The organism is Pseudomonas sp. MWU16-30316 (assembly GCF_020515645.1).
Taxonomy (GTDB): domain Bacteria; phylum Pseudomonadota; class Gammaproteobacteria; order Pseudomonadales; family Pseudomonadaceae; genus Aquipseudomonas; species Aquipseudomonas cerasi.
In genome coordinates, this window is the sequence record NZ_JAIZAZ010000006.1 from 170647 (window position 1) to 181700 (window position 11054).

Genomic DNA, 11054 nt, shown 5'->3' on the forward strand with positions numbered 1-11054 from the left:
ACGGCACGCAGAACGCTGTGCATTGGAAAAAAAGACCTGAAATCGACACTTCGATATCGGTTTGAAGGGTTACTTAAACTTTTTTTCACTGATTGGCGCAGCTCTTGCTAACAACACAAAGCTGACCAGACAGACAAATTATTGCAACCACCGACAAGGCGTCACGCATAGAGCGCCAGTCCGAAAAAATCACGATCTACATCAAGGGGCTCACCGCATGAACCGTACGATTTCCAGTGCATTACTGGCCAGCAGTCTGCTGGCTGCCGCACCCGCCATGGCAGGGGATATCTTCCAGTGGCAGAGTAATAGCCTGACCTATCTCAATGGACGAGACTTTGCTGTCAACCCGGAAAATCAGCAGACCTTTACCTTTGAGCACGCGGACAGCTGGAAGTACGGCGACAACTTCTTCTTCGTCGACAAGATCTTCTACAACGGCAAGAAAGACGCAACCGCTGGCGATAACACCTATTACGGCGAGTTCTCGCCACGCCTGTCGCTGGGCAAGATCTTCGGCCAGAAGTTCGAGTTCGGGCCGATCAGCGATGTGCTGATTGCCGCAACTTACGAGTTCGGTGAAGGCGATAACGAGTCGTACCTGATCGGTCCGGCGTTCGACCTGAAGATACCGGGTTTCGACTACTTCCAGCTTAACTTCTACCAGCGCCAGACCGAAGGCAATCGCCCGGGCGACGGCGTGTGGCAGATCACTCCGGTGTGGTCCTACACCATCCCGGTGGGCAAATCGGATGTGCTGATCGACGGCTTCATGGACTGGGTGGTCGACAACGACAAAACCTCGCGTGGCACTTACCACTCCAACCTGCACTTCAACCCGCAGATCAAGTATGACCTGGGCAAGGCACTGAATTACCCGGAGCGGCAGCTCTACGTGGGTATTGAGTACGACTACTGGACCAACAAATACGGTATCAAGGACACCAGCTCCTTCGACACCGATCAGAACACCGCGAGTTTGCTGGTGAAGGTGTTCTTCTAAGCACGTTGTTTGACGGTGATGACGCTCACTCCCAAGCTCTACGTTACATAGGTCTCTGGGGAGCGAGCTTGCTCGCGAAGGCGGTGTTTCAGACACCCTTCGGTTGGCTGTACCAGCCCCTTCGCGAGCAAGCTAAGCGTCGCCCGGCTCGCGCCCACGGCCCTGGATCAGAAGTGTGGATGACCGCCTCCACTCACTCCTTCGCAGCTTTCCAGACCTTGCCAACCAGCGTCACGACCAGCACCAGCACGGCACCGGCAATGATCCCGGCAACAGCATCGATCAGCGTCGGAACGATCATCGACAGACCGCCAACCGCACCGGCTGCCGCTTCAGTCACGCCTTCGACCCAATGATGAGCGAACGGCAGGCCGTGGACCAGGATCCCGCCGCCGACCATGAACATGGCGGCAGTACCGACGATCGACAGCACTTTCATCAATACCGGTGCCAGCCACAGCAGGCCAGCACCGATCTTTTGTGACACCGAAGCTGCACTTTTCTTCAGGTACAGGCCCAGGTCATCGAGTTTGACGATACCGGCCACCAGCCCGTAGACCCCCACGGTAATCAGCACTGCGACGATGACCAGCACACCGACCTGATCCATGAAGGGTCTGGCCGAGACCACGCCCAGCGCGAGCACGATGATTTCCGCGGAAAGAATGAAGTCCGTGCGAATCGCGCCTTTTACGCGCTCCTTTTCGAACGCCACCATGTCCACGGACGCATCCGTCGACGCCTGCTTGCGCTGCTCATGCTCTTCACCGGTTTCGGGATGCAGCCATTTATGGGCGATTTTCTCGAAGCCCTCGAAGCACAGAAACGCACCGCCGATCATCAGCAACGGCAGAATCGCCCAGGGTGCGAAGGCGCTGATCAACAGCGCTGCCGGAACCAGAATGGCCTTGTTGAGCAGCGACCCCTTGGCCACGGCCCAGACAACCGGCAATTCGCGATCCGCTGAAACACCGGTGACCTGCTGGGCATTGAGCGCCAGATCATCACCCAGCACACCCGCCGTCTTCTTCGTGGCCAGCGCCACATCATCGAGCAACGTCGCAATATCGTCGAGCAGGGTAAGCAAGCTTCCAGCAGCCAAAATGAAAATCCTTGAGCAAGTAAAAAAAGGAAACGGCGCTGATTGAATCATGCGCCAGAGTCAATCGTGTGGCAGTCAGCAACTCTGACCTTGGTCAGACGTGAACGTTTGACGCTGCATGCAGCAAACAGGCCACGCCGAAACCCGTCAAATGGGCAACTGTGTCGTGGAAACGACCTGACGCAGCCCCATGAACGAACGGATCTGTCTGACACCGGGCAAGTACAGTAACTGTTCGGCGTGCAGGCGGTTGAAGCTCTGACTGTCCTTGGTGCGCAGCAACATGAAGTAGTCGAACTCGCCGGTGACGACATGAAACTCCATACAGCCGGAAACCTTCTGCGCGGCGGCTTCGAATTGAGCAAATGAATCCGGTGTCGAGCGGTCCAGTACGACACCGATCAGCACCACCATGCCTGCGTCCAGAACATCGCCATTGAGCAACGCCACCACGCCCTTGATCACGCCCGCCTCTTTCAGCCGCTCGACGCGCCGCAGGCACGCAGGCGGACTCAGTTTGACCTTCTCGGCAAGTGCCACATTGGAAATGGACGCGTCACGTTGCAGGGTCTTGAGGATGGCGCGGTCAATCCTGTCCAGCAGCGGCGTCATGTCAGCACCGGACTTTTTAGTGCGTTCATTTATTGCTTTCATAATGAAATTCACAGAATAAAAGTCTGTTTAGCTGTGTTCAGGCTAACGCTTATTTTGTAGATAGACAATTCTTTGCAACCACGATTATTCGCAGTTTTCCTATGATGGGAGCCATGCCGGGCCGCTCGATAAACACATCGAGTTCCACCTTCAATGCCCGGATCAACTTATCAACGGAGACCCGATATGAACCTGAGCAAGTTCAAGCGCTACCCTCTGACCTTCGGCCCCTCGCCCATTACCCCACTGAAACGCTTGAGTGAGCATCTGGGCGGCAAGGTCGAGCTGTACGCCAAGCGCGAGGATTGCAACAGCGGTCTGGCCTTCGGCGGCAACAAGACCCGCAAACTGGAATACCTGGTGCCGGAAGCCATCGACGGCGGCTACGACACATTGGTGTCGATCGGTGGCATCCAGTCCAACCAGACCCGTCAGGTGGCAGCCGTCGCGGCGCATCTGGGCATGAAGTGCGTGCTGGTTCAGGAGAATTGGGTCAACTATTCCGACGCGTTGTACGACCGGGTCGGCAATATCGAGATGTCGCGCATCATGGGCGCCGATGTGCGCCTGGATTCGGCAGGCTTCGATATCGGCATTCGCCCGAGTTGGGAAAAGGCCATGGCCGACGTCGAGGAAAGCGGCGGCAAACCGTTTCCGATTCCAGCGGGCTGCTCGGAGCACCCTTATGGCGGCCTGGGGTTCGTGCGTTTTGCCGATGAAGTGCGCCAGCAGGAAGAAGAACTGGGCTTCAAGTTCGACTACATCGTGGTCTGCTCGGTAACCGGCAGTACTCACGCAGGCATGCTGGTGGGATTCGCTGCCGATGGCCGGGCACAGCGTGTGATCGGTATCGACGCGTCAGCCAAACCGGAAAAGACCCGCGCGCAGGTTCTGCGTATCGCTCAGAACACCGCAAAACTGGTGGAGCTGGGCCGCGAAATCACCGCCGAAGACGTGGTGCTCGACACCCGCTATGCCTACCCGGAATACGGCCTGCCGAACGATGGCACCCTCGAAGCCATCCGCCTCTGCGCCCGCCTGGAGGGCGTGTTGACCGACCCGGTCTACGAAGGCAAATCCATGCACGGCATGATCGACATGGTGCGCAACGGCGAATTCCCCGAAGGCTCGAAAGTGCTCTACGCCCACCTGGGCGGCGTGCCGGCGTTGAATGCCTACAGCTTCCTGTTCAAGGACGGTTGAGCCGAAAGCGTTCCTGCAGTCGATAACACACTTCGGCTGCAGTGTTCCCGGCTAAACCCGAAAATACTTCTGCAGCGCCTGCGCCAGCAGGCTCACCGCCTCGTCGTTCTGCGACGACAGCGAGCGCAGGAAGACGATTTCGTGCTCGGGTATTTCAGGCAGGTCATCGAGAATCTGCATGGCTTCCGTGACCCCGCTCCGATCGATGAGGCTGATCGCCAGACCCGCTTCCACACAGGCTTTGATCGCCTGGTTGGACGGGCTTTCGAGAACCACACGGGTTTTGCGGCCGTTGTCTTTGAGTGACGCCAGCATGGCTCCACGATAAGGACATTGCGCTGCGTGAATCGCCAGCGGCAACGGGTCCGCAGATCCCAGTGCGGCACTGGCCGGCCCGACCCAGACCGGCTTGGTCGATACCAGAAACTGCGTATCAGCACTCAGCTGCCCTTTGGGTTGCGCGATCACTGCTGTCTGCAACTTGCCGCGCGCAACCTGCTCGCGCAGGGCGTAGCTGGGTGCGGATTTCAACTCCAGCACGACATTGGGCCACGCGGCCGCGAACACTGGCAGGATGTCGCGAATGACATGCACGGCGTACTCATCCGGAACCCCCAGCGTGATGCGTCCGGCCAGATGAGTACCTTGCAGATCCGCCAGCACCCGGTCATGCGTGGACAGCAACTCTGTCGTCGACAACAGCAGGCGCTTGCCCAGTGGCGTCAGCGACACCGCCTGGTTGTCACGGTTGAGCAAGCGCCCGCCCGCTACGGCCTCGAGGCGCTGGATATGCACACTTACTGCTGCCGGGCTTTTATGAAGTTGTTCGGCAGCCGCCGAAAACTTTCCTATCCGCGCCACCGCATGGAAGGTGCGCACCAGTTCGATGTCGAGAATGGCCGTCATGATTCAGATTTCCTGAATAAGTCATGCATTTAATTTTGATTTATTAGACTACGCCGTTTTCGTAACCTGCGTCCATGAACCCATACCTGTCGATTGCTCCGAGCGTCTCGCGGCCTGCCTGGCACCAGGCCATTCCCTTGCCCCTGCTTGAAGCTGCGCTGGTTCTGACCTGGAGTTCGGGCTTCGTCGGCGCACGCTTTTCGCTGGAACATGCGCCGCCGCTGCTGGTGGTGTTCTGGCGCTGTGTGGTGGTCACCCTGATCCTGCTGCCTTTTGTCGCCAGGCAACTTAGATCGATCGCGCCGGCCACGCTGCTGAAAAACGCAGGTATCGGCCTGCTGGCCATGGCCGGCTACGTCGCCGGTGTCACGCAGGGCATTGCGCTGGGCGTGCCCGCCGGACTCGCCGCACTGTTTGCCGATTTGTTGCCCATGGGCATGGCGCTCCTGGCGGCAGTGGTGCTCGGACAACGGCTGGCCTGGCAAATCTGGGCGGGACTGTTGGTCGGGCTGATCGGTGTAGTGCTGGTGACCTACAGCGCGCTGGCGGTAGGTGACGCACCGTTGTGGGCCTACGGCCTGCCGCTGCTGGGCATGTTGTCACTGGCCATCGCGACGCTGTGGCAGAAACAGTCCAGCACCGCACAGCCTATGGCACTGCTGCCCAACCTGTGGCTGCAATGCGCTGTTTCCAGCATGGCCTTCGCGATTATTCAGGGCACACAGGGCAGCCTGGCGCCTGTAGCCAGTACCGGCTTTGCGCTGAGCGTGCTATGGACGGTGGGGCTGGCAACCCTGGGAGGGTACGGACTGTATTGGGTGTGTCTGCGCCGCGCGACGGCGACCCGCGTCGCCAGCGTGCTGTACCTCAGCCCACCGGTGACGATGCTCTGGGCCTGGGCGATGTTCGACGAACCGCTGTCCTGGCAGATGGCGTCAGGCATGGCGGTGTCAGGTATCGGCGTGTGGATGGTGGTGCGGGCGGAACAACGGCAGTCGGCCTCCTGATGGGGTCAGGAGGCCGACTTTGCTTAGGCTCTGTAAGAAAAGTGGCTGCGCTCGGTGATGCTTCGTTAAAAACAGGCTCGGGGGCGAGTCCAATCGGAATGCTCATTTACAACACGTAGAGTCGAACGCGACCCCGGCCGTTCCTCGCCTGTTTTTGCCTCGCCTGACCTTCGCTCGCCGACTTTTCGTACAGAGCCTGGCGCAGGTTAAATCTTGAAACGCGCGACCATGCTCTGCAAATCGCTGCCCAGACGGGCCAGCTCGACGGTCGACGCAGCGCTTTGCTCAGTGGCAGAAGCGGACTGATCGGCAATGTCGCGAACGCTGAGTACGCTGCGGTTGATTTCTTCGGTCACGGCGCTCTGTTGCTCGGCCGCGGCGGAAATCTGCTGACTCATCTGTTCGATGGTGCCGATGGACTGGTTGATTTCCACCAGCGCCTGTTCGGCCTGACGAGCCAGCACCACGGTGCCTTCAGTGCGCTGCAGGCTGGCGTCCATCAGGCCCGAGGCGGCGCCTGTACCTTTTTGCAACGCCTGGATCAGCGCTTCGATTTCAGTTGTGGAGTTCTGCGTACGTTGAGCCAGCGAGCGGACTTCGTCAGCCACCACGGCAAAACCGCGACCCTGCTCGCCTGCCCTTGCGGCCTCGATGGCTGCGTTGAGCGCCAGCAGGTTGGTTTGCTCGGCGACCGCTTTGATCACGTCAATCACGCTGCCGATCTTGCCGCTGTCTTCGGTCAGACGCTGCATGGCTTCACCCAATTGCTGCACTTCACCGGCCAATTGCCCGATTTCGCGCGTAGCATGCTGCACCACACTGCTACCGTGAGCAGCGCGCTCGCTGGCCTGTTTGGCGGCTTGCGAAGCGTCTTCGGTGTTGCGCGCCACTTCCTGTACGGTAGAGGCCATTTCGTTCATGGCAGTGGCGACCTGATCGACTTCGTTTTTCTGCAGGGTGACACCCGCGCTGGTCTGCTCGCTGACCGCAGACAATTGTTCGGCCGCCGTGGCGATCTGCGTAACACCGTTGCCGATGCCACCGATCAGGCCGCGCAGCGAAACAGTCATGTGCTGCATGGTGTTCTGCAGCAGGCCCAGTTCGTCCTGGCGGGTGGTGCTGCTGTCATGGGTCAGATCACCGTCGGCAATCCGGCGCGCCGCAATCACGGTGCTGTTCAAAGGCACGGTAATCTGACGCGTGATCAGGAACGCAGCAAAGATGCCGACCAGCAGCACGACCAGCGCTACGCTGAGCAATTGCACCACAGCGGTTTGTTGTTCCTTCTTGGCACTGATGACCTGCAGCGCTGCCAGATCATCGGCACGGGCTGCGGTCGCTACGGATTGCTGTTGCAGATCGTTGCGGATCTGCTCGGTCTGCTGAAGCATGTCCGAAATCGACGACATCAGGACCTTGTATTGTTTCAACGCCACCAGCGCGGCATCCACTGCAGCATTTGCCTCGACAGGCAATTGGCTGCGAGCGGCGTCCACTTGTGCGATCAGGGCGTCGGCGGCCTTATAGGTGGCCTGACGGTTGTCGGCATTCGGAACGCTCAGGTAGCGGCGAAACACCAGACGGAAATTGGTCATGCCGTTACGCAGGTCGCCAGCGATCTTGACCTGCCTGATGCCGGTTTCATTTGGCGAGCGCAAGGTGTCGTCAATGGTCTTGTTCAGCAGATTCTCGAAGGTCGCGCTGACGTCATCGGACACCTTGATGATCGGTTTCAACGCCTCGTCGACTTTCTGATTGATGCCGACCAATTGGTCGAACGTCTGCTTCAGACCGCCCACCTGCTCCTTGATCTCGCGCAGCTTGGCGAGGTTGCTCGAGATCACGAACACCTGCAGGCCCTGATCGACACTGCGGCTCAAGGTATCCAGCGCGCTGGCGTAATTCTGCACACCTGCGGCGGTAGGGCCGGTCGCATAGGCTTGCGCAGCAATCCGGGCATTCAGGACGTCAGCCTTGATCTCGGCGACCTTGCTGCTTTTGCCCATGCGCTCGATCAGCAGGTTGGTGCTGGAGTAGCCGATGACGGTGACGGTCAGTACTCCGAGCAAAATAGCGGCAAAGCCCAGCCCGAGCTTCTTGCTGACTTTCAGATTGTCCAACCATTTTGCGCTCATTGCATGTGTGCCTTTGATTTTTCGGAATACCCGTGAGTCGGCGCTGAAAGATTTAACTTGATAGTTAACGTTATCGGAATCACGCACGCGCCAATCGAAGGCACCCTGAAGCCCATGAATTACGGGGCCGGCGCGCGATGATGAATATTTATTTAAATCGCCTGAGCAGAATTTTTCCGATGATTGGCACCGCGCGAAACCGGAAGATCACGCAATGAAACTGCCTTGATCTTCGCCTGTACGGAGCCATCGGAGATTGGCAACAGCGTCAGACGTTGCGGTCGGTGAAATGAACATCCAGCCGGATGTTTTCCGGCTCGTTGATCGCTGCCAGGTACTCGTCTACGGTGATTTCTCCGACGCAGGCCCGTGCGCCCGGTTGTGGGCGATAGCCACCGGCCATTTTGCTGCTCAGCGCGACGGCAGCACTGCCGGGGATCTCCGGGCCCTTGTCGTTCAGTGCAGTCAATTGCGCACGCATGTACAACGGCTGGCCGGCGAGGTCGACGCCATCGACATCGATGTACATCGCGCTCTTTCGATCACCCCACTGTTCAAAGCGCGCGCCCCAACGGTACAGGCGCTCGGCCCATGACGCAGGATCGCGCAGCAGCCCACAGCGAATCGCCAGCGCCAGCAGCCAGGTCGCGATGCCGCCGGCCTTGAGCGCGGAGCCGGCCTTGAAGCTCAGATGCTGCGCGGCATAGCGTGTCGCGAATACATCCAGGTCCGGGACGTCGACATTGGCCACCAGCCGTGTGCCCATGCCGGGCATCCGGCGCAGGGTCAGGTCCATCCAGCCATGGACTTCGTGAACCTTGCCGTTGCGCAGTTGCCTGATCGGCCGCCCGGCATTGGCCAGTACGCCACGCACGGTCGACAGACCGGGCATTTTCGCTGCCGAGGAGATGCCATGCTCTATCGAATCGATGCGCAGAAAACGCTGGCGATGCTGATCGATGATGGCCGCCGAAAGCGTCGGCACCGAGCTGCAACCGCTCAGCACGCTGACACCTGCCTCACGCGCCTGGGCATCGAGGCTGGCGATACCGGCGACAAATGCCCGGCAATCCGCCAGGTCGCAATAATTCACACCCGCCTCGATGCAATGCCGGGCCACGGCATACGACTGCCCCTGAAAAGGCCCCGCCGTGTGGATAAGCAGATCAATGCCCAATTCACCCAGCTCACTGCCCGCGCCGTCCTGCATGATGTCCACGCACCAGCTCTCGCAGAATCTGCCAGCCAGCGTTTGCAGTGCGGCAACCTTTTCCGCCAGCTTGCGCGGGTCGCGACCGGAAATGACCAGTTCGATGTCCGGCATCATCGCCAGATGATTGCAGATAAGGCTGCCGAAGTTGCCGTAGCCGCCGATGACCAATACGCGAAATGCCATTGACTCGTCCCTGACCTGCAGAAGGATGTGACCCTGCCTCGTTGCGCCACGATTGCCGTGAGCAATGGCAATGAAATGCGCGTGCATTATTGATCATTGGCCGCAGGCCGGGTACAAAACCCTGTGCCTTTTTTGATTGTCCCGGGAGCAACGGATGCTGGAACTACACACCGAACGACTTTATCTGCGGACCCTGCTCGCCAGCGACTGGCCGCTGTTTTTCAGGCTGCACTCCGAGCCCGAGACCATGCGCTACGTATTCGGAGAAATCGAAGAAGCGCAGATCCGCAAAGGCTTCGATCATCGCCTCCCCGAATGGACGCCGGAGTCCGATCACTGGCTGTGCCTGGTGGTCACCGACACACAAAACGATGCAGAGCTGGGGGTCAGCGGCTTTCGCATCCTGTCGCCGGGTCATGCCGAAGTGGGCTGTCTGTTACTGCCGGAACATCAAGGCAAGGGCTTCGGCACCGAGTCACGCCGCGCAATCATCGACTACGCAACAGCCATCGGCCTGGATTCACTGGAATCGACCGTGACCGACGGCAACATCGCTTCCTGCAAGGTTCTGGAGAAATGCGGCTTTACCTTCGAGCGCCGTGTCCCGCAGGCCTATCAAATCGGCGATCAGTGGTTCGACGACCTGATATACCACCTGCCACTGCGCTGATGAAGCAACTGACCGGCGTTCGCCGGTCAGTCGCAAACACCTTCAGGCTTGGGGCCGCCCTCCGAGAATCGTCACTCGCTCGCCATAGCGCGAGTGCGGGAAGTAATCCCACACCGCGTGATGCTGGGTGCAGCGGTTATCCCAGAACACCAGCGTGTTCGGTTCCCAGCGCACGCGGCAACTGAGGCAGGGTTCGCGGGCGATCAGATCGAACAGCATATTCAGTACGGTGCGGCTCTCGCCGGGCGAGAGTTGCACGATATGCGAGGTGAACCCGGAATTCACGAATAGGCTGCGGCGCCCAGTTTCAGGGTGGCGAACCACCACCGGGTGTTCGCTTTTCGGAAGGTTGGCGGGCGGCTGATAGCCTTTCCACGGAATCTCGCCATCGTGAATGGCTGTCAGCCCGCCGAGAAACTGCTGCATCGCCGGCGAGAGCATTTCAATGGCCAGGTGCATATTGGCAAACAGTGTGTCGCCGCCGGTGCCGATGGCGGGGGTTTCCTTGACGTACAGCATCGAGCCCATTGAAGGCTCTAGATCAGCGGTGCCGTCGGTGTGCCATAGCTCGCCCGCAGCGAAACGCGATTGCGCATTGGCGCGCACCACGACCAGTTCCGGGTCATCGCCATCGATGCTGTCCACCGGCAAGGCGCGCAACGGACCAAACAGTCGACCGAACGCCTTGTGCTGTTCGACCGTCAGGTGCTGATCGCGAAACACCAGCACATGATTTTCCAGAAAGGCCCGGCGAATTTCTGTCAACTGCTCCGCACTGGGTGGCTGCGACAGATCGACACCGCTGACCTCGGCACCGATGATCGGTGTCAGGCGGTCGACCGTGATGCTCTGATACGGCGCACGCACGGCGCCTGCGATGCCTTCTATGGCCTTGAGTGCCATTTGATCCATGATCCCTCACCTTCAGGTTGTTGGCATGGCCGATCACCATGCCCGTGGTTCGTTTGCGGGGACATA

The 11054-nt window shown here is 59.4% G+C and carries 10 protein-coding genes; 4 read left to right on the forward strand and 6 right to left on the reverse strand.

Going from position 1 to position 11054, the window contains the following annotated elements:
* Positions 1-217: 217 nt before the first annotated feature.
* Positions 218-1003, forward strand: coding sequence for an outer membrane protein OmpK (locus tag LCH65_RS19675; protein ID WP_003423373.1), 786 nt, complete (start codon positions 218-220; stop codon positions 1001-1003).
* A 193-nt stretch (positions 1004-1196) separates the two neighbouring features.
* On the opposite strand, the gene LCH65_RS19680 is transcribed toward LCH65_RS19675, so the two are convergent.
* Together LCH65_RS19680 and LCH65_RS19685 are read right to left on the reverse strand one after the other, a co-directional pair.
* Positions 1197-2105, reverse strand: a complete 909-nt coding sequence (locus tag LCH65_RS19680) for a DUF808 domain-containing protein (RefSeq protein ID WP_003371432.1) — start codon at positions 2103-2105, stop codon at positions 1197-1199.
* Between the two features lie 147 nt (positions 2106-2252).
* Positions 2253-2759 carry a winged helix-turn-helix transcriptional regulator gene (locus tag LCH65_RS19685; RefSeq protein ID WP_032609981.1) on the reverse strand — a complete coding sequence of 169 codons (507 nt, stop codon included), beginning with the start codon at positions 2757-2759 and terminating at the stop codon, positions 2253-2255.
* A gap of 186 nt (positions 2760-2945) precedes the next feature.
* Here LCH65_RS19685 and LCH65_RS19690 point away from each other — a divergent pair, with 186 nt between their 5' ends.
* Positions 2946-3962 carry a 1-aminocyclopropane-1-carboxylate deaminase gene (locus LCH65_RS19690; protein WP_002552793.1) on the forward strand — a complete coding sequence of 339 codons (1017 nt, stop codon included), beginning with the start codon at positions 2946-2948 and terminating at the stop codon, positions 3960-3962.
* A 51-nt stretch (positions 3963-4013) separates the two neighbouring features.
* Here the strand turns inward: LCH65_RS19690 and LCH65_RS19695 are convergent, their stop codons facing one another.
* Positions 4014-4868 (reverse strand): LysR family transcriptional regulator, encoded by an 855-nt coding sequence (locus tag LCH65_RS19695; RefSeq protein ID WP_058415911.1) that lies wholly within the window; start codon positions 4866-4868, stop codon positions 4014-4016.
* A gap of 74 nt (positions 4869-4942) precedes the next feature.
* On the opposite strand from LCH65_RS19695, the gene LCH65_RS19700 reads away from it, so the two are divergent.
* Positions 4943-5875, forward strand: a complete 933-nt coding sequence (locus LCH65_RS19700; protein WP_003371426.1) for a DMT family transporter — start codon at positions 4943-4945, stop codon at positions 5873-5875.
* 206 nt (positions 5876-6081) lie between these two features.
* On the opposite strand, the gene LCH65_RS19705 is transcribed toward LCH65_RS19700, so the two are convergent.
* Complete coding sequence (locus LCH65_RS19705) at positions 6082-8010, reverse strand: methyl-accepting chemotaxis protein (protein WP_044308611.1); 1929 nt, start codon at positions 8008-8010, stop codon at positions 6082-6084.
* A 268-nt stretch (positions 8011-8278) separates the two neighbouring features.
* Positions 8279-9406 carry a saccharopine dehydrogenase NADP-binding domain-containing protein gene (locus LCH65_RS19710; protein WP_058415960.1) on the reverse strand — a complete coding sequence of 376 codons (1128 nt, stop codon included), beginning with the start codon at positions 9404-9406 and terminating at the stop codon, positions 8279-8281.
* 154 nt (positions 9407-9560) lie between these two features.
* Here LCH65_RS19710 and LCH65_RS19715 point away from each other — a divergent pair, with 154 nt between their 5' ends.
* The gene (locus LCH65_RS19715) at positions 9561-10076 is read left to right on the forward strand and encodes a GNAT family N-acetyltransferase (RefSeq protein WP_004413976.1); all 516 of its coding nucleotides are present in this window, start codon (positions 9561-9563) and stop codon (positions 10074-10076) included.
* A gap of 42 nt (positions 10077-10118) precedes the next feature.
* Here the strand turns inward: LCH65_RS19715 and LCH65_RS19720 are convergent, their stop codons facing one another.
* Positions 10119-10988 carry a TauD/TfdA family dioxygenase gene (locus LCH65_RS19720; RefSeq protein ID WP_003371417.1) on the reverse strand — a complete coding sequence of 290 codons (870 nt, stop codon included), beginning with the start codon at positions 10986-10988 and terminating at the stop codon, positions 10119-10121.
* Positions 10989-11054: the final 66 nt, after the last annotated feature.

Coding starts and splice junctions, on each gene's coding strand:
- LCH65_RS19675 (WP_003423373.1), top strand. CDS start 218: ATGAACCGTACGATTTCCAGTGCATTACTGGCCAGCAGTCTGCTGGCT.
- LCH65_RS19685 (WP_032609981.1), bottom strand. CDS start 2,759: ATGAAAGCAATAAATGAACGCACTAAAAAGTCCGGTGCTGACATGACG.
- LCH65_RS19690 (WP_002552793.1), top strand. CDS start 2,946: ATGAACCTGAGCAAGTTCAAGCGCTACCCTCTGACCTTCGGCCCCTCG.
- LCH65_RS19695 (WP_058415911.1), bottom strand. CDS start 4,868: ATGACGGCCATTCTCGACATCGAACTGGTGCGCACCTTCCATGCGGTG.
- LCH65_RS19700 (WP_003371426.1), top strand. CDS start 4,943: ATGAACCCATACCTGTCGATTGCTCCGAGCGTCTCGCGGCCTGCCTGG.
- LCH65_RS19705 (WP_044308611.1), bottom strand. CDS start 8,010: ATGAGCGCAAAATGGTTGGACAATCTGAAAGTCAGCAAGAAGCTCGGG.
- LCH65_RS19710 (WP_058415960.1), bottom strand. CDS start 9,406: ATGGCATTTCGCGTATTGGTCATCGGCGGCTACGGCAACTTCGGCAGC.
- LCH65_RS19715 (WP_004413976.1), top strand. CDS start 9,561: ATGCTGGAACTACACACCGAACGACTTTATCTGCGGACCCTGCTCGCC.
- LCH65_RS19720 (WP_003371417.1), bottom strand. CDS start 10,988: ATGGATCAAATGGCACTCAAGGCCATAGAAGGCATCGCAGGCGCCGTG.